13 protein-coding genes are annotated in these 20,171 nt (G+C 41.5%); 12 read left to right on the top strand and 1 reads right to left on the bottom strand.

Annotation, left to right across the window (positions count from 1 at the left end; translation table 11 throughout):
* Positions 1-4: 4 nt before the first annotated feature.
* The 11 genes from DV942_RS21705 to DV942_RS21655 all read left to right on the top strand — a co-directional run bounded on the left by DV942_RS21705 (position 5) and on the right by DV942_RS21655 (position 17,414).
* On the top strand, positions 5-1,414 hold the full coding sequence (locus tag DV942_RS21705; protein ID WP_145861013.1) for a RagB/SusD family nutrient uptake outer membrane protein: 1,410 nt from the start codon (positions 5-7) through the stop codon (positions 1,412-1,414).
* Positions 1,415-1,416: 2 nt separating this feature from the next.
* Complete coding sequence (locus DV942_RS21700; protein ID WP_145861010.1) at positions 1,417-2,124, top strand: DUF4843 domain-containing protein; 708 nt, start codon at positions 1,417-1,419, stop codon at positions 2,122-2,124.
* A 3-nt stretch (positions 2,125-2,127) separates the two neighbouring features.
* Positions 2,128-3,549 (top strand): PKD-like family lipoprotein, encoded by a 1,422-nt coding sequence (locus DV942_RS21695; protein WP_145861008.1) that lies wholly within the window; start codon positions 2,128-2,130, stop codon positions 3,547-3,549.
* A 30-nt stretch (positions 3,550-3,579) separates the two neighbouring features.
* On the top strand, positions 3,580-4,980 hold the full coding sequence (locus DV942_RS21690) for a TlpA disulfide reductase family protein (protein ID WP_145861006.1): 1,401 nt from the start codon (positions 3,580-3,582) through the stop codon (positions 4,978-4,980).
* A 15-nt stretch (positions 4,981-4,995) separates the two neighbouring features.
* Positions 4,996-6,084, top strand: a complete 1,089-nt coding sequence (locus DV942_RS21685) for a TlpA disulfide reductase family protein (RefSeq protein WP_145861003.1) — start codon at positions 4,996-4,998, stop codon at positions 6,082-6,084.
* Complete coding sequence (locus DV942_RS21680; RefSeq protein WP_145861001.1) at positions 6,081-7,757, top strand: trypsin-like peptidase domain-containing protein; 1,677 nt, start codon at positions 6,081-6,083, stop codon at positions 7,755-7,757. Before DV942_RS21685 ends, DV942_RS21680 begins: the two co-directional genes overlap by 4 nt.
* 286 nt (positions 7,758-8,043) lie before the next feature.
* On the top strand, positions 8,044-9,375 hold the full coding sequence (locus DV942_RS21675) for a family 43 glycosylhydrolase (protein WP_145860999.1): 1,332 nt from the start codon (positions 8,044-8,046) through the stop codon (positions 9,373-9,375).
* Between the two features lie 125 nt (positions 9,376-9,500).
* Positions 9,501-11,966: a glycoside hydrolase family 95 protein gene (locus DV942_RS21670; RefSeq protein ID WP_145860997.1), complete on the top strand. Its 2,466-nt coding sequence runs from the start codon at positions 9,501-9,503 to the stop codon at positions 11,964-11,966.
* Positions 11,967-12,863: 897 nt separating this feature from the next.
* A complete protein-coding gene (locus DV942_RS21665; RefSeq protein ID WP_244950773.1) occupies positions 12,864-14,210 on the top strand; it encodes a proton-conducting transporter transmembrane domain-containing protein in 1,347 nt (448 codons plus the stop codon).
* Positions 14,211-14,212: 2 nt separating this feature from the next.
* The gene (locus tag DV942_RS21660) at positions 14,213-16,561 is read left to right on the top strand and encodes a DUF2309 domain-containing protein (RefSeq protein ID WP_145860993.1); all 2,349 of its coding nucleotides are present in this window, start codon (positions 14,213-14,215) and stop codon (positions 16,559-16,561) included.
* A gap of 19 nt (positions 16,562-16,580) precedes the next feature.
* Positions 16,581-17,414, top strand: coding sequence for a DUF6671 family protein (locus tag DV942_RS21655; protein ID WP_222431131.1), 834 nt, complete (start codon positions 16,581-16,583; stop codon positions 17,412-17,414).
* A 101-nt stretch (positions 17,415-17,515) separates the two neighbouring features.
* Here DV942_RS21655 and DV942_RS21650 read toward each other — a convergent pair whose 3' ends face one another.
* On the bottom strand, positions 17,516-18,457 hold the full coding sequence (locus DV942_RS21650; protein ID WP_145860989.1) for a LysR family transcriptional regulator: 942 nt from the start codon (positions 18,455-18,457) through the stop codon (positions 17,516-17,518).
* 88 nt (positions 18,458-18,545) lie between these two features.
* Between DV942_RS21650 and DV942_RS21645 the strand changes: the two genes are divergently transcribed.
* Positions 18,546-19,982 carry an NADP-dependent isocitrate dehydrogenase gene (locus DV942_RS21645; RefSeq protein WP_145860987.1) on the top strand — a complete coding sequence of 479 codons (1,437 nt, stop codon included), beginning with the start codon at positions 18,546-18,548 and terminating at the stop codon, positions 19,980-19,982.
* The last annotated feature ends 189 nt before the right edge of the window (positions 19,983-20,171 follow it).

Raw genomic sequence — 20,171 nt, 5'->3', positions numbered from 1 at the left:
ACACATGAACCACAAAAAATTCTTAGCCATATTGGTTTGTTTAACCTCTATGCTAACGTCATGCAAAAAATATCTTGACGTAAATCCAAAATCATCTGTTTCAGAGGTGCAATTATTTAGCTCTGAATTGGGCTTTCAACAGGCATTAGATGGTGTTTATGCACTATTGGGTTCTCAAAACCTTTTCGGCGATAACCTAAGTATGGGCTTCAGCTCTGCTCTGGCACAGAATTACGCGATTCCGACGGGTTCGAGATTTTACGAAACATCGAACTTAAATTTTAATTCAGAAGAAGTAGTTGGTATTGGAAGTTCAATCTGGAGCAGCAGCTATAACGCAATAGCTGGTGCAAATAAAATAATCCAGAATACAGAAAAGCGACGTGATGTATTAAGTACCACGGCTTACGGCCGGATCCGTGGCGAAGCGATAGCCCTGCGGGCTTATATGCACTTCGAAGTGCTGCGCTTATTTGGTCCGGAGTACACTACCGGGCTAAGCAAGAAAGCTATTCCTTACCGTAAAGATGTAAATCAATATACATCAGTTCCTTTAACTACGCAGAATACCGTTGTAAGTATACTTGCTGATTTAACTGAAGCGGAACAGCTTTTGGCTAAAACAGATCCCATTGTAAATGGGCAGACCGACCGCCGAACCAGGATGAATTACTATGCGGTTAAAGCGCTGCAGGCCAGGGTATATCTTTTCGCAGGCGATAAGGATAAAGCGTTTGCAGCTGCGAAACTGGTGGTTGATGCTGATCAATTTCCTTTCGTAAGCGTTAATGCTGCAACAGCTAAACCAGAAGACAAAGACCGGCTTTATATCACCGAACAAATATTTGGTTTAAGGGTAGCCAATCTAAGAAACTGGGCTGATCCAGGCTATTTTAGGGGGGCTTCCAGCATGCGTCTTAGTGCAATTGATTACAACCAACTTTACGAAGTATCGTCTGTTGGTAGTACCGATATCCGATACCTTGGCCGAATAGAACCAGACAAAACGAACGACCTTGGCAACCTGTTTTGCTCAAAGTTCTGGCAAACATTTCCTGGTACTGCTCCTTCTGATAACCGTTTGGATCAACTCGTGCCAATGATCAGGCTCTCGGAAATGTATTATATCCTTGCTGAATGTGCAGCATCAACAACGGATGGTATTGCTTACCTAAACGTAGTTAGGGAAAACAGAAATATCGATCCATTGGCCGATAACCTGGACCAAAACACCTTGAACGATGAGATTACAAAGGAATATCAAAAAGAGTTTCAGGCCGAAGGACAGCTCTTTTATTATTATAAACGCAAAAAATTCACACAAATGCTATTCAAAAGCAGTACTGTTTCGCCTTCGCAATATGTACTGCCGATTCCGGATCAAGAATTAGAGTTTAACCCAAATTATAACTAACCATGAGATATTTAACCATAATATGCCTGTTGGTTTTTGCCATAGGTTGCAAAAAAGACGACATACCCACATTTGAAGGCCGTGATGGAATTAGTTTTTACAATACCTTCTACCTTAATTCGGATAGCATTAATTATTCTTTTGCCTTACAGCCGGAATTAAAAACCAGAGACACTGTATTTATCAAAATGCGTTTGGTTGGGAAACCGGCTAATATAGCCCGTGGCATCAAGCTTAAGGCATTGGCAGGATCAACAGCCAGACCAAACGTAGATTATCTGTTACCTGAAATTAAACTGCCGGCGAATGAAATATTCGTGAATTATCCCCTTGTGGTATTAAACTCACCAGAGATGGATAAGCAAACGTTTCAGCTATTGCTCGGTGTTGATCCACAAAGTGAACTGGTTCCGGGTGCACCAGGAGTAGCTGTTGGTTTGTCTTCAAATTTACCAGTCATGAAAGTGAATATGACGGGTCAACTTATCAAGCCAGACTACTGGCAAAACATAGTTTTTCTGTTCGGCGACTTTAGCAGAGTAAGATTTCAGTTTATGGTGAAGGTAACAGGGTTGACTAACTTTAGTCCGAATGTAGTTGATCTTGGTGAAATATTTAGGCTACAGGTAAAATTGAAAAAGGCATTAGCCGATTACGTTCAGGCAAACGGGCCACTAATTGATGAATTCGGAAAACAAGTTACATTCTAAATCATGTTAAAATTAAAATATTATATCGGTCTGTTCTTAGTGTTAATGGGCTGTGCCAGCATTTGGTCTTGCAAAAAAAACCAGGAATTTAATTACAAAGATCTGAACGAACTGGAAATTAGAGACAGTGCAAATTTATCGGTCGTACAGTTCGATACCTTAAAAATTGATCCTCAGATTGTACAGAGCAAACCTGCAGGTGAAGGTTTTACTTATCAGTGGAAATTTTATCCAACTGAACCTATTGATGGGATTGACCCAAAGGTAATCGCTACAACCAGGGCACTTAGTACAGTTATCGCTTACCCGCCGTTGAAAAAGAATTATACGTTAGAATACAAGGTGACCAATTCGGCCACAGGGGTATCTACTTTTAAGATCTATAATATAGAGATAAAGGGCGTATTTAGTGAGGGATGGATGGTTACCAGTACGGTTAATGGCAATGCGCAATTAGGTTTTATCCGGTCTGACTACAGGGTGTTTTACAATCCGCCGGCAGATGTTAACCAAACCACCTTCCCGGGGAATGCTGTTGGCGCTTACCCTTATTACAATAATAGCGGCAGCCGTTTTGGGGTCACCTTTTTTACAGACCAGGGAGGCTACCGCTTTAACGCCAGCGACTTTTTAACTTCAGGAAAATCAACGGCTAGTTTTAAGCCTGTTAAAGATAAATTGGATTTTGCTGTATCTAAATTTACGACTGAAGAGTACATTGTTAATGATGGAGGACTTTATGCGGCCTCTATGTTTAATGATCCCACAAATATTACTTATACAGAAAGATTTGTGGGAGACTATAACCTATTTCCAAAGGTATTCACCAGCACAATGTTTGCCACCTATTTCTATGATAATAAATATAAGCGTTTTATGTATGTTCCTTTTGCCAATTTCAATTTGTTTCCCGCTTTCGGATCGGCCGCCGCGGCTTTTGATATTGGAAATACAGGAATGTTGATGGTGGGCGCGATGGATGGTGCAAAATCTTCTTCAGATGAGTATTTCTTCATCATGCAGGATAGTAATGGTGACCGTTTCCTTTACTCGTTATTGGGTGCAACTCCGGGCCTGAACCAGAAGATAATGAACAGCCCCGACATTGGTTCTGCTAAATCATTCGCAGCATCGCTTGCATTGAGGCAACTATATTATTCTACAGACAATAGTATTTACCTGTATGATATCCTTTCTAACTCTTCCAGACTACTTTATACTTTTCCTTCAGGTGTTCAGATCAAACAGATTAAGCTAGATCAGTCTGATAGCAAAACGCTATTGGTCGCCACAAACCAGTCTGCCAGAGGGTCCGTTTACTTCTTTAAAATAAATAACCAAGGTAGGCTGTTCAATGGAACGTATGATAAAAAGATTGATGGCTTCGGAGAAATTTCAACGCTAAGTTATCGCCGGGCCAACTAGAATGCCATATTGACAAATAAAAAAAAAGCTATGTTTCGTAATTTAATCATTTGTTTGAGTCTATTGATCAGTTGCATCAGCCAGTCCTTTGCACAGAATACGCGTAATCTCGAAAAGGAACTGGAAGAACTCAAAAGCATCAAAGACACGGTAGTACTCAATCAAAAGATTGCTGAACTAGCCTTGGGATCTGAAGAAGATATAAAGCTGCTCTCCCAATTTGGACTTGCACAAGGCTGGCCGGCAAGCAAATGGGAAGAGCTTGCTTCTAAACGTCTTACCAAAGAAGAACGTAAAAAAAATGAGGTACAAAATAAATTCTATAAAGAAAAGGATCTGAATAAAAAGATAGCCATACTGGCCGAAATGGAAAAAAATTTTCCAAAGGAGAAGTATGGGTATAACTACGCTCTGCTTGCAAGAGACTTTGCCATGGCCGGTAACTTTAAAAAGGCCATGGCATGCTTGCAAAAAACAAAAGGCGAAGACCGCTCCATGGCTTGGGCGCAGCTCGCTTTGGTAAACGACCCTAACATATCAAAACAGCTTGCATTGCGCATAGACCAAAATTTATTGCAAAAAAATTTACCTAAAGCAGAAAAGCTTATGCTTTTGAATGTGAAGCGTTTTCTTTTTGAACAAAAGGAGGATTATAAAAATGCAGCTATCCTTGCAAAAGAAGCAATGAACCTGAATCCAAATCCGAGCCAGAATGAAATTGATCATTACAACATTTTACTAAGCAAAAGTGGCAACTATCGGGCGGCGTTTCCAGCACTCGAAAAAATGATCAACAAAGAAACAGAGGATGAGGAAATCAAGAGTGAATATAAAAAGGCTTACCAATTCATGTATCCGAACAGAGATGCAAAAGCGCATCTTGATTCTATCGGTAATTCAAGGGTCAAACAGTATGAAGCCAAATACAAGAACTATAATGGTGAAAACCTGATTAAAGAAAAAGCACCGGAGTTTGAACTGCTGGATGTAAACGGTAACGCGGTATCATTGCAAGATTTTAAAGATAAAATTATGGTGCTTGATTTTTGGGCAACCTGGTGTATGCCCTGTAAGGCAGCGCTGCCAGGTATGCAGCTATTGGTAGATAAATACAGAAATGATCCGGAGGTAAAATTTCTGTTCATTCACACCAAAGAAATCACTGGCGAATCTTTTAGTAAGGTAAGAGACCAATCTCTGGCTTATTTTAAATCACATGATTTTACGCTTCCACTTTATATAGATCTAAAAGATAAAGATACCAAAAAAAATAAAGTAGCAGATCGTTTTAAGGTGGCTGGGATCCCGCATAAGCTGATTATTGACCGTAATGGCTTTATTCGTTACAGTGGCGTAGGCTTTCCCGGCTCAACAGCTGAGCTGGCAGCAGAAATGGGCGCCATTATTGAAACGGTTAAAAAATTAAATTAAATAAAACATCAAACAGTGAAGAACAAAATTTATCTTCTTTTATTGTTGCTGGTATTTTCCGTAAAGAGCCAGTTGCAAGCACAAATGCGATTGAACGGTCAGTTGGATGGCTGTAAAGCCGATAGCATATCCATAAGCTATATGCTTAACGGCAGAAACCATAACGACAGGATACCTGTTAAAAACGGTGTATTTACCATAACTGCACCGATTGATACGCCTGTTATGGCCACATTGAAACTTCCCTTTGAAGGACAAAGTTTCGACTATCCTTTTTTTGCAGAACGCGGAGAGCTGAAGCTACGCGGAAACGTAGACAACCTGGATTCCATTATGAATCTTAGCATTACCGGTGCGCCCACTCAAAATGTGTTTAATGCTTACATTAAAGCAAGGATGTCCTTAATTAAACAGGCAGATAGCTTGGATGCGCTAATGACCAATGGTAATGCAGATACCACTATGGTAAAACTCAAATTGTTTAAAATCGGACAAATGATTTCAAGCGGCCTGGCGGAGCAGTACATCAGGAATAATCCGAAAAACTATGTAAGTCTGCATTTGCTAAGTTTACTTATTGGTTCTAGGATAGATTACGACAGGGCAAATGCACTTTTCCAGGGCATTGATCAGTCTTTAAAAAAATCCTCAGCAAGTATTTCAGTAAAAAAAGGCCTCTCTGTTTTACAACTTTCGGCTACAGGCAAACCCTTAAAAACCTTTAGCATTCCCGATATAGATGGTAAAACCGTTACCCTGGCAGATTATAAAGGTAAAATTGTACTGGTTGATTTCTGGGCAAGCTGGTGCGTACCCTGCAGACAAGAAAACCCTAATTTGTTGGAAAACTATAATAAACACCATGCTAAAGGGTTTGATATTCTTGGGATTTCATGTGATACAGATGTGGCAAAATGGAAAAAAGCGGTAAATGAAGACCATCTTCCCTGGAAACAGGTGAGAGATTGGGAAATCTTAAAATACTATGGTTTACAATCCATTCCTTCTAATTTCCTGGTAGATGGTAACGGCAAGATACTCGCCATCAATCTTCGGGGTGAAGAACTTACTCAAAAATTAGACGAAGTCTTCTCCAAAAAATGAGATATCTTTATAAAATAGTCTGCATCCTGTTATTTTTTTCCAGCCTGTTAGCAGAAACGCAGGCACAACAAGAGGTCACATCTGTCAAAAAAATAGAAAGTCTGCTTCGCAAAACAAACTTGAAGGTGGTTGATGCCTGTATTAAACTGGTAATCAGGGATACGGTGGCAGACCAGGATTTTGGTGGATTTAGTGCAGTGATCGTTTCTTCAGATGGCATTGTTTTAACTGCTGCGCATTCCGTTAAACCTACCCATCGATACCGGGTAGAATTTCCAAACGGACAAAAAGGTGTGGCTGTAGCTTTAGGGAAAATTGCGCTGGATGCACAAAATAAACAGTTCGACCTGGCAATGCTCCAAATGGAAGGCAAAGGCCCATGGCCTTTTGTATTGATGGCAGACAGCAGAAACCTGATGGTTGGAGAAGGCTGCCTGGCCATATCCTATCCGGGCAGCTTTTTTCAAAAAAAGCCTAATCTTCGTTTCGGACGTTTGACCAGTTTAGATGCCGGCGATGGATTTATGGAATCCACCTGCAAAATGGAACCTGGAGATTCAGGCGGTGGCCTCTTTGATCTGCAAGGTAAATTGATCGGTATCCGTGATAAAGTTCAGACCAATGAGGATGAAAATTTTGATATCCAGGTTAATCTGTTCCGCCGGTACTGGACTGCATTGCAAAAGCCTGTCAATTACCAACAGTTACCGGTCGCAGCGCCACTCCCCGCTTTACAGGCAAGCAAACGTTTTACTGTAGCCCCATCCACCTATTTTTCAAAGGCAGGCCTTGGTTTTTTAAACGATGTAATTACCCTGCATAGTACCAAAGGCAATACCCAACAAACCATTCTGGCTACTGCAATAAGCCCTGGAAATAAAGGCCTTTCATCTGTTTTATGGCTCAGTAAAAGTTCTATGCTTGGCGAACAGCCTTACGTGATCTATAATGGCAAAAATATTCAGCTGGAGGTCATAGCGCGTGATCCCGAAAATGACCTGGTACTGTTAAATTCGGCGCATAGTCCAAATGGCATTCAAGGTATAAAAATCGGGGAAATGCGCTACAAGCCCCTCACTACCGATGATCTCGGGAAATTTTTATATTCACCAATAGCCCCTGAAAATTGCAAGACAGGAATCATCAGTACCGAAGAAATCCAGCTACCTTTATTGTTTAGCCGTGCACAACTGGGTGCGCTGGTAGTAGAAGAAGCCGGTAAAATGGTAGTAAAAGATATTGCACAACATTATCCTGCCGAACAGGTACTGAAAATTGGCGATCAGATCATAGCTGTAAACGGCAAAAAAGTACAAAACGAAGATGGATATGGTCAGGAAATGAACCGTCTGATGATCGGTGATCACCTTACTTTAGGCATCATCAGGAACAATAAAACCTCTAACATAGATATTGATTTTACAGACAGGCCAACGCGCGACATCACCCGTAACTATAAAGGGAAAAGAAGTTTGCGCTCTGACGGGTTTGAAAAAGTATTTGTTCAGGATGCTGCTATCCGGTCGGATGAGTGCGGAGGACCGGTTTTCGATAGCAATGGAAACTTCATGGGCATTAACATTGCCAGGCACAGCCGAACGGCAACGATCATTTTACCTGTGGATGTAATTAAAAAATCAATTGCTAAAATGATGGGTTCAGCTAAAAGTTGACCGTTTGAGCTCATATTATAAAAAATATGTGTGTGCTGAATTTAAAATATAATCAACATCTACGAAAGCTCCTTTAATGGGGCTTTCTTTTTTAGCAGCATTTTTAACGCTTTCTTCGCAAGAAAAAATGGGTTAAATGCCACCACAATCAAGAGGAAAAACGATTAATATCGGAATAGTGATAAAAAATGTCGGTTTCAGATAAATTTATCACATCATCAGGAGATTATATTTGAATGTCTGCAAGCCAGATATAGCCAAATAATAATCAGCCAATCTTCTCAAAATGAAACTAAAACTTTTACGCATCGCATTAACCATATTTTTCTTTACACGGATAGCATTAGCTCAAACCCCCGTTGTTCAAACTAAATTTACGGCTGATCCTGCTCCCATGGTATATAAAGACACCGTTTTTTTGTATACCGGACATGATGACGACCAGGCATTCGGCTTCAGAATGAAAGACTGGTTACTGTATACCTCCACAGATATGGTTAACTGGACTGATCATGGTGCTGTAGCATCTGTAAAGGATTTTAAATGGGCAAATTCAGAAGATGGTGCATGGGCTGCCCAATGCATAGCCAGAAATGGAAAATTTTACCTCTATTGCTCCATGCCAAATGCCATTGGTATTGGTGTAATGGTAGCCGACAGCCCATACGGACCATTCAGAGATTCTATTGGAAAGCCGCTGATCAAAAATTCGATGGAAGATATAGACCCTAGTATTTTGATTGACGATGACGGACAGGCATACTTATATTGGGGCAACCCTAATCTCTGGTATGTTAAACTTAATGAAGATATGATTTCGATTTCTGGTGATCTCATCAAAGATCCTTCATTCGCAAAAGGTAAAGCAGATCATGATTTTTTTAATTATCAGGAGGGTCCCTGGGCCTGGAAACGGAAAGGGAAATATTATATGGCCTATGCCTCAACCTGCTGCCCCGAAGGTATAGGTTATGCTATGGGCGAAACCGCTACAGGCCCATGGAAATACGCAGGTATGATTATGGATGGAGACCCGCGATCCGGCGGCAACCATCCGGGAATTATTGATTACAAAGGAAAATCTTACGTATTCGGATTTGACCAAAGCTTGAGAATGAAAACGATGAGCCAGCCTTACGAGCGCCGTTCAGTTCAGGTTAAAGAACTCAGGTACAGCGCAGACGGTACCCTTGAAAAGCTTCCGTTCTGGACACCTGAAGAGTTGAAAAGTGTCGGAACGATCAATCCCTATAAAAATGTGAAAGCAGTTAGCATGGCTTACAGCGAAGGCGTTAAAACAGCGGTGGCATCAACGCTGGGAAATCTTAAATCTGCCACAAACGGCGGAAAAATTCCTTCAGGAATAGTACTTACTGCCATACACAACGGAGACTATCTCAAAATAAGAAGCGTAGACTTTTCAAAGGGAGCAAATACTTTGGAGGTATTAGTAGCAACACTCTACGGAGGTCAGATAGAAGTACGAAGAGATGCCATAGATGGTCCGCTGTTAGGAGTAGTGAATGTTAACTATAAAGGTGAGGGTGATGTTTGGAGAAGCATAAAAACACCAGTTAAATCGTTAACCGGTTCGCATAATCTTTATTTTGTGTTTTAAGGAAAACATGATTTATTTTATTTCGACTCCTGGCAGTTTACGGGCAACCAATAATCAACAACCTGATTAATACATTAAACAATAAACTTAAAAACATTTATTTTAGTATCCTATAATCTTTTCGAATGAAACTAAACTTTACGACCAGTCTCCTCAGCATTTCGATGCTATTTAAGGTAGGCTTAGGTTATGCTCAAACCAAAAGCACTGCACCACTCCTACCGCTTAACAATAAAACCTTGTGGTATACCTCACCTGCCAAAGTGTGGGAAGAAGCTTTACCTATTGGAAACGGTCAGTTCGGTGCCATGATTTTTGGCCACCCGTCAAATGAAAAGCTTCAACTCAATGAAATTACACTATGGTCGGGTGATCCACAGCCTGATGCAGACCGCAAGGATGCTTACCAGTATCTGGATACCATCAGGCGAACGATACGGAATCAAAACTATAAACTGGCTGAACAGTTAACACGTGATCATTTTACTTCCCCAGCACCATACAATGCTTCCTATCAGACCTTAGGCAACTTGACCATGAAGTTTAAGTTACCTGAAGGAAAGCCTGTAGAGGATTACCGCCGCTGGCTAAACATCGACCAGGCTATCGCAGGTGTTTCTTTTAATGTAAATGGCATTGCTTATCAAAGGGAAATCTTTTCCAGTGCGGCAGATCAGGCTATGGTTCAGCGCCTGAGCGCTTCTAAAAAAGGTAGTTTGAGCCTGAAACTGGGGCTGAGCAGGATCGAAAATGCCAAAACGCGTTTTGTTGCACCTAATACGCTCATCATGACAGGCCATGCCGGTGGAAAATTAACTTATGAAGTACAGCTTACTGTACTAAACACCGGTGGTTCGGTTAAGGTTTCGGGGCAGGAGCTTGAAGTTGTTAATGCTGATGAGCTAACGATTATCATGGCGGCAGGGACCTCTTATACATTGGATTATGAAAAATTTTTCCTTGGAAAAGACCCGCATGAAGCCGTAACGCAACGCATGGAACGGGCAATCCATAAGCCGTACCTGGCATTAAAGAAAGACCACATCAATGAATATCAGCCGTATTTCCGCAGGGTGAGCTTCGAACTTGGCAACAATAAAGATTCAGGATTACCTACTAATGAACGTTTAAAAGCTTATGGTAATGGACTGGCAGATCCTTCTTTTGCGACACTTTTTTATCAATATGGCCGGTACCTGTTGATTTCTTCCAGCCGTCCCGGTAACCTGCTCCCTTCTAATTCGCAGGGTTTGTGGGGAGATGGACTTGATTTACCCTGGAAATGCGATTACAAATCAAATATTAATTATGAGATGAATTACTGGCCTGCTGAGCAAAGCAACTTATCAGAAATGCATCTGCCGATGATCCGCCTGACACAGGCCCTGGTGAAACCCGGAACCAAAACCGCCAAAACCTATTATGGCCCGCAAACACCGGGATGGTTTTATGGTTACACCACCAATGGCTGGGCCTGGACAAGTCCTGGTGCAGACCTACCCTGGGGTGTTTTTATCGGTGGAAGCGGCTGGGCCTGTCAGCACCTTTGGGAACACTATGCTTTTACCCGCGATAAAAATTATCTGAAAACCATCTACCCAACGCTAAAAGGTGCTGCGGAATTTTATATGGCAACACTGATCAAAGATAAAAATGGTTTCCTGGTCACTTCACCCTCTACCTCTCCTGAAAATTACTTTGTTACCAATGATCGTAAAAGCGGAACAGTAACCGAAGGGGCAACAATGGAAAAATCCATCATCTGGGATTTATTGAACAATGTGGCACAGGCTGCATTAACTTTAAATGACGATCAGACCTTTCAGCTTCAGGTGAAAAAAGTACGCGACGGAATCAGTCCTTTAAAAACCGGCAAAGCCGGACAGTTGCAGGAGTGGAATGAAGACTGGGACCTGAATTCGGGCGATCCGCATCACCGGCATGTTTCGCATTTATTTGCCCTGCACCCGGGAAGACAGATCACTGCCCTGGGTACGCCTGAACTGGCTAAAGCCGCCAGGAAAACCCTGGAGTTACGTGGCGATGATGGCACCGGCTGGTCTATCGCCTGGAAAGAAAATTTCTGGGCCAGGTTAAGAGATGGTGACCATGCGCATAAGCTTTTATCAAATCAACTGCGCGCCACTTACCAGACTGAAACCATCATGGCGGATGCTGGGGGTACCTATCCCAATCTTTTTGATGCCCATCCCCCATTTCAGATTGATGGAAATTTTGGAGCGGTATCAGGCATGACTGAAATGCTGTTACAAAGTATGGAAACATATACCAGCGCAAATGGCCGGGATGCTTACATCCTTGATTTATTACCGGCACTACCAACTGCCTGGCCGAGCGGACACATTACCGGACTGAAAGCCAGAGGCGGTTTTGAAGTATCACTTAAATGGAAGGACGGAAAACTGCACAGCGGAACCATCAAGTCATTAAATGGAGAACCCTTTAAAATCAGGACCTCAAACCAGATAAAAATTAAAGGGGTAAATGCAATTGCCAGGAAGGCAGATGGTAACTTTATGTATAGTATGAAATCTAAAAAAGGCATAACCTACTCATTTTCATCAACATAAAAGACATTTTTTTTTTACATATGCCTCTTACAATCTTTGAACGAAAATAACGGTTATTCCTTATCGCTTTATTGAATGATCATTTATCGGATCATTTTAACAGGAATAACCCACTATTTATCGCTTTTGCCTTTCGGCGTGGCTCGCCTCTGCTACCGAGTAAGTACCAGTGCAGGTGTGCCGCCGCCGGAAGTTTATTTTTTTTTGCATAAAAAAAGAAAAACGATAGCCGTCTTCCGTAAATTTTAGGTTTTTAGAACTATCGTCACTCCCACCTCAATTCGATAGCGATCAAATGCAAACCATTTAATGTTCGTGAATACCTAAGATAAAAATCTGAGCTCGATTAATAATCTGCGCTGAAGATGTTTTATGAACATTGTTATTTTCTGGTCGCCATGCCTATCGCATTAACCCATATTCTTATTCATGCTGATGAAATTGTTTTATTAGCAGATTATAATTATTTAAAGGCCTGAAAGCAAATACGGGGCAAGCATCTTATTACCAATAACAAGCTTTAATTGCTAAAAAATTAGGCCTTGAAGTAATCATTTTTTCGCTTAATACCGTGATGGCATGTAATTTTCTGCAAATGCTAAATTAATCAGGTTTTTCCATCCTGACTTCCGACAGAATCTTCTAAGGGAAAATCCTTTGTATCATCTTACCCCTGAAAACATAAAAAATATTTATGCATTATATATAAAATATAAATAAAAATTTATAATTGATTTTCAACAGTTTTGCGCCGTAATACATAAAAACATCCATTACAACATGAACTTAAAACAAGCATTTGAAACTCCTTTTATAAGGCCTCAGAGAAAAATTTCCGACTACTACTGTTATGTAGTTACAGCTATATGCGCTATAGTGTTTCTTGCCGCGGTCCTTATGCTCATCGCAACAACCAAACATTTGGACTTAAACTTTTGGGGGCTCTTCAGAATAAATGCCTTTACACTTCTGATTTGGGGCGTGGTAAGCTTTTTCAGTACGCTGGTGAGCATTTATAGCTTAAGCTATCTTACAGGATTCAGATACCGAACACGTTTTGCAGCACTCTGTTTGGGCTTTACGTTATCAGTAATGGTTTTGGTAGCTGCCGATCACGTTGTTGCATTATTAATTTCCTGGTTCTTAATGGGATTTTTCATGGCAAGACTGATTGGGATAGAATCTGACTGGCCGGAAGCCTGTGCTGCGTCAAAATATGCGCAAAGGTTCTTCATTTTGTCAGGGGTGATGCTTAGCGCAGGTGTATTGTTACTTGCATTTAGCACGGAGAAATTTACCCTCGGTAAGATTATACCTGCGCTGAGCAGTTTACCTAAGCCAACCCTTTTGGTATCTTCGCTATTTATTATTTTTTCCTGTTTAATACAGTCAGCCATTTACCCCTTTCATAGATGGTTGCTCTCTGCCATGACAGCGCCTACTCCTGCCTCGGCCCTTATGCATGCGGGGTTTGTCAATGGTTCGGGGATTATACTTACACTGTTTGCATCGTTAATGGTTCATGCAGATGTACTGCCCCTGCTATTTGCAGTTGGGGGCCTTACCGCCATCATTGCCCAATTTACAAAATTACTTCAGGTTAGCGTTAAGCAAAAGCTGGCCTGTTCAACAATTGCTCAAATGGGCTTTATGATTATGCAATGCGGGCTGGGTTTTTTCAATGCTGCGGTGACGCATTTAATTCTTCATGGATTTTATAAAGCCTACCTTTTCCTTTCCTCCGGAGAAAACATTAAGGCATCTGTGCCTGAAAAACCAATGCCAATACTGATCAGGCCATTACAGGCCCTTGTTGTAATAATGAGCGGAATTATTGGAGCAGGATTTTTTGCATGGCTAACAGGAAAAGGAAAAGTGTTAGACAGTGGCATTTTTCTAATATTAGTCGTCGCGATTACAGTAGGACAGGTAACCTATAACATCGTAAAACAAAGTATACTAACCTTCGGACAAAAACTTGTACTTCAGCTGTTGGTATTTCCGGCAGGGATAGGCAGCTATGCGCTAATATATAATGGCGTAAGCTACCTTATGAAAGATTTTGCCTTTGTTGAAGTGCCATCTCCTCTTTCGTTGGTACAAATCCTATTCGGTGTAATTTTTCTGCTGGGCTTTTTCATCATGAAGCTGGGATTGTATACAAATTTTCCCTGGCTATACGTTAAGTTATTGAATATCAGCCAACCTTACCGTCACACTATTCTAAACTATAAAAATAAATAAATATGATCAATTCAGATTTTACAGCCAGTATCGAAGAAGCATCATCGGTAATTGGAAAAACCTGGCCGCTTTATGGCTTTGTAACCTCCAATCCCCTATCTGGCTATGAGGACAAAACTTTCGGGCAGGCGATCAGGAAAGCAAGCAAATACCTTGATGCCTCCGTTCTTCCTTCATCCTCAATGTTCGCTCAGGCCTGGGGCTCTGGAGAAATCAATAATCATATCCTAAAGAAGATGCTGGAAGAAGCTGGGTTACATCAGCAGAGCGAATTTTACCTCAAAGAAATGGAACGGTTAAAAGATAGCAAACCAGTTAACGAAAACCGTAAGCTAGACAGGATTATTGCCAAGTGGCTTTGTGCCTTTATGGATGAAGGCATGGGGGAATGGGAAATGCCCGGACGGGAAAATGGCTTTTTTTCTTGTTGGCGCAAACTGGGCATCTATGATCAGGAGATTGGAATTAGCTCAGAGAATGAAATACCGGAAACAGCAGACCAGGCGCTTTCGGCTTACCTGATGGGCTATTCGTACCAGGAGTGTGTGAGCATCTTTACCGAGCACCTCGCAGCTATGCCAGGCTGGGCCGGTTACATTAAATACAGAATGAGTGAATGCTCACCATGGCAGCAGAAGTACCCAATCACCCTGAAGGATTACCTGGCAGTGCGTTTATGTATAGCCAATAAGATCGCGTGCGGCATCTATACTAAACGAACTACAGATCAAAAACAGAATGATATGTTCAGTTTAAAAATGTTATGGCTAAAAGCCTGGGAAAAAAGCTGGCAAATGAGTCTGGGGAAAGCTATCGGCAACAATTTGAAGCAAATGAAAATTGAAAGTCAAACGAAAACAAAACCTTTGGCCCAATTTGTTTTTTGTATTGATACCAGGTCTGAGCTTATCAGGAGGCATATTGAAGCGAAACGAGAATATGAAACTTTTGGTTATGCAGGTTTTTTTGGAATAGCGGCTGATTACGAGGATCCGGGTACGGGCCTCTTGCGTAAATCATGTCCACCTATTCTTTCCTCAGCATACACGATTTCAGAGAAGCCATTACCGGGAAGGGCTTCGGAAATGTCGGCTTATCATCAGAAAATCGGCGTTAAGGCATTTATGGATTTCCTCGGTCAGCGCATGAAAAATATGCTTCCTTCGGCTTTTGGCTACGTAGAGGGAACCGGTCTTTTCTATGGAATGGCACTGTTATGGCGAGGACTAAGAAATTCAACGAGATTAGTAAATAAACCAGGCCATGAAAATAGCTGCATAACACAGTTAAATGCAAACCACAATAAAAGCACAGAGAAGCAGCTAAAAATCAGGGAAAAAGCAGCCATTGTAAAGTCGGCCTTTGCGCTGTTAGGCTGGAAAGATTTTGCGCCATTGGTTGTCTTTGCGGGCCATGGGAGCCATTCCGTTAACAATCCATTTGCGTCAAGTTTAGATTGCGGAGCCTGTGCGGCAAGTCCGGGCCGTCACAACGCCAGAATGCTGGCCACACTGGCCAATCATCCGGAAGTCAGGACACTGCTTAGAACCGAATTTAACATAGATATTCCAGAGCAGACCTTCTTTTTGGGTGCTGAGCACAATACTGTTACTGATGAATTGGAACTTTTCGACATAGAAGCGCCTGCATCACATCATTTAATGATCAGGTTGCTCAAATCAGATCTGAAAGAGGTTCAGCAACAAGCCATCGCAGAAAGGCTTAAAGAGAAAAACGGGATGGATCTCGCACATAAAAAATCAACAAACTGGGCAGAAACCAGGCCTGAATGGGGGCTTGCCGGAAATGCCGGCTTCATCATTGCACCTCGCAACGTTACCAGAGAGCTGAATCTAAAAGGCAGGTGTTTTTTGCACTCTTATGACTGGGAAACGGACCATGACGGACTTTCCCTGGAAATGATTATGCAGGGTCCAATGGTTGTTACCCAATGGATCAACAACCACTATTATTTTTCTACAGTAGATAATGAAAAATTTGGCGGAGGGTCAAAAATAACCCACAATGTTACCGGAAGGTTCGGTGTGATGAGGGGCAATGGAGGAGACCTTAAGTATGGGCTTCCGCTGCAGTCGGTTAATAGTTCTGACCGCACCATTTACCATCAGCCCCTTAGGCTATCTGTTATTATCCAGGCGCCGCTTGAAAGAATTGAACAGATACTCTTAAAAAATGCTCAGCTAAAGCAACTCATTATCAACGAATGGATATACCTTTTGGTCATAAATCCACAAGATGACAATCAAATCCATCTTTATCAAAGTGATGAAAGCTGGTTGTTGATAGATTGTGAAGAGCCGGCTACTTTGCATAGATTATCTATGGTTTGAAATAAATAAAAACTAAATCTTGAATTTTAAAGGAAGAAAGCTGGTTATAGCTACCATGCATGGTAAGGAAAGCGTATTAAGTCCAATACTTGAAAAAGCACTTGGTGTAGAAACCATCGTTCCGGAAAGTTTCAATACAGATCTCTACGGAACTTTTTCCGGAGAAATACTGCGTAAAATGGATCCACTCGAGGCAGCAAAAGCAAAATGCCTGGATGCTTGCCGCATCGTTGGCTGTGGTTTGGCCGTAGCAAGTGAAGGATCTTTCGGCCCTCACCCAACCATTTATTTTACACCTGCCAACGAGGAAATACTTGTATTTATGGACCTTGAAAATGATATCTGTGTAAGGACGAGGATTGTTAGCCTGAAAACAAACTTTGGTGCAAAAACCTTTACTGACTGGGAAACTGCTGCTCATTTTGCCAATTCAGCCAGGTTTCCCGGTCACGGGCTTATCATTTCAAACCAGCAACGTACGCAGGTAAAAAAGGGGATTCAGGATTGGGAAATACTAAGAGGATATTTTAATAGATACTTAAGGGAATATGGATCGGTTGTTTTGGAGACCGATATGCGGGCCATGTACAATCCTATGCGTATGGCCGTTATTGCTGAGGCAGGAGAAAAGCTTGTCCAAAGCATATTGCGTATATGTCCTCAATGTAGTTTTCCCGGGTATGATGTTTCAAAAGTAAATCCAGGACTCCCCTGTGCTGAATGTAGACTTCCGACAAAAAATACGCTTTCGCATACGTATACATGCCAAAAATGCAATCATACCGAAGAGCAACTTTATCCGCATGAAAAAAGGAATGAAGATCCGCGATATTGCGACTATTGTAATCCATGAGCAGTTTCAAAGCACTCCGTTAGCTATTTAGCAACTTATAAACTTATTGCTTTCAAAACACTATTTTTAACAAATAATTATCGGATTCAGGTTAATAGCTTTCAACTATTCTGCCTGGCAACAAACTGCTCAAACCAGGAGAACTTATCGGCAATGATCCTGGTTTTTTCCTTTTGAAGATGCAACAAGAAAGCGGCCGCTACTGGCGAAAAGGACTTGTTTTTTAACCAAATCATGTTCCAGACTGAACTGAGCGGCAACCCTTTTACAGGAATAATACATAACTCGCCATTCAGGAGTTCGTTTTTGATGCCAATCAGTGGCATAATAGAATAGCCAAGACCGGCTACAACTGCTTGTTTTACGGCTTCATTTGAAGTAAGTTCCATTTTTTTCTTCACATTGAGGTTATGCTTGGAAATGTATCGCTCCATCGTATACCTTGTGCCTGAGCCTTGTTCCCTGTAGATGATAGGAAGCGTTTCAAGCACTTCGTAAGTATTGGCCTTAACTGGCTGGGGTTCCCGTCCGGATCCGACAAGATAAAGTTTGTTCTGCATAAGCTCTATGGACTCTACCACGAGTTTCTCCGGCAATACAGAGACTAAGGAAAAATCGACCTCGTTTTTTTCGAGACTTTCTATTACCCTGGCCTTATTGGTCACATCAAGCACAAGTTCTATACCCTGGTGCTGTTTCAGAAAATCTGACAGAAAATAAGGGATTACATATTTACCTGTAGACACCACCGAAAGCTTGAGCCTGCCGCTTAGCTGACCTTTATAAGCCATAGTCTTGTAATTAATCGCATAAACTTCCCCAAGTATTTTTTCTGCAGCAATGGCAATCTCAGCTCCGAAGTCGGTTACATATAATTGCCTTCCCATTACTTCTGTAAGTGGGATATCAAACTGGTCTTGCAGATTTTTTAATTGTATGGATACGGCCGGCTGTGTAAGATGGAGTTCCTGAGCGGCTTTGGTAATGCTTTTGGTTTGAGTGATTTTCAGAAATATCTGAAGCTGGTGCAACGTATAATTCATAAAATAATTTTATGTTTTCTATCGCAAATATAAATGAAAATATATGAAAATTAGACTTCAACTTTGCATCAGTAAATAATTTAATCTTATGACAAGAATCGCAATTGCAAAGGGTGACGGTATCGGCCCCGAGATAATGGAGGCAACACTTTCCATTTTACGAGCATCAGGAGCCGAAATCCAAATGGATTACGTTGATATTGGTGAAAAGGTGTACTTAAATGGTAACTCCTCTGGTATAGATGCTGCAGCCTGGGAAATCATCAGAAAGAATAAAATATTTTTAAAAGGCCCCGTGACCACTCCACAAGGCGGCGGATATAAAAGTATAAATGTAAGTACCAGAAAATTCCTTGGCCTTTATGCCAATGTAAGACCATGCGCAAGTCTTCATCCCTTTATTGAAACCAAACATCCCGAAATGAATGTGGTGATTGTAAGAGAAAATGAAGAGGATCTATATGCAGGTATTGAGCATCAACAGACCGATGAAGTTGTCCAGTGCCTTAAACTCATCAGTCGCCCTGGTTGCGAAAAGATAGTGAGATACGCTTTTGAATATGCTTTGCAAAACAACAAAAAGAAAGTGACATGCTTTACCAAAGATAACATCATGAAACAAACCGACGGAATGTTCCGCCAGGTGTTTAATGAGATCGGGAACGAATATCCTGATATAGAAAAAGAACACTGGATTGTGGATATCGGTGCAGCTAAGCTGGCAGATACACCAGAATGTTTTGAAGTGATTGTGATGCCAAATCTTTATGGAGATATCTTAAGTGATGTTGCGGCCCAGATTACCGGATCCGTTGGCCTCGGCGGTTCTGCTAATATTGGCGAATCTTGCGCAATGTTCGAAGCCATTCATGGTTCTGCACCTACAATTGCGGGACAGGATGTAGCAAATCCCTCGGGCCTGATTCACGGTGCAATAATGATGCTAAACCATATTGGGCAGGCTCAAGCGGCAGAAAAAATCCATAATGCCTGGCTTAAAACGATTGAAGATGGTGTGCATACACAAGATATTTATAAACCGGGAAAGAGTAGTATCCTTGTAGGTACCAAAGCATTTGCCAGTGCGGTGATAGACAATCTCGGCCTAAAGCCTTCAATACTTCAACCAGTTTCCTACACAGGCAGTTCGGCACTTAAACTTCCAAAATACGTGAGAAAGCCTCAGAAGACTAAAGAACTTAAGGGAATAGACATCTTTTTTCATTGGACAGGCAACAGCCCGGATGCGCTTGCAGCGAAACTTAAAACGATCGAGACAGCAGGAATTGAGCTTTCGATGATTACCAATAGGGGAATTAAGGTTTGGCCTGGTGGATTCCCCGAAACTTTCTGTACTGATCACTGGAGATGCCGGTTCATGCCAGCCATAGATACCTCTATTGACCAGAGAAAAATTATTGGCCTGTTTCTTACTGCTACTTTGGCTGGACTTGAGGTGATCAAAAGCGAAAACCTGTATGCCTTTGACGGTGTAGATGCATTTTCTCTTGGCCAGGGACAGTAGCTAACCTAATCACATTACCGTTTTTAAAAAATTAAAGCTACGATCACTTGAGCATCGGATCAGCGAACAAGAAACAGTTACTCGTTTGCTATCTTCAAACTTTAGCAATCTATTAAAAAAAACCCTTGTGCAAGGCATAGTTCTGGTGAACACCTAGTAAATAAAAACTAACCAATATCAAATTTTAAA

The organism is Pedobacter suwonensis, assembly GCF_007833675.1.
Classification (GTDB): Bacteria; Bacteroidota; Bacteroidia; order Sphingobacteriales; family Sphingobacteriaceae; genus Pedobacter; species Pedobacter suwonensis.
This window is presented reverse-complemented; position numbering and strand designations above follow the sequence as displayed.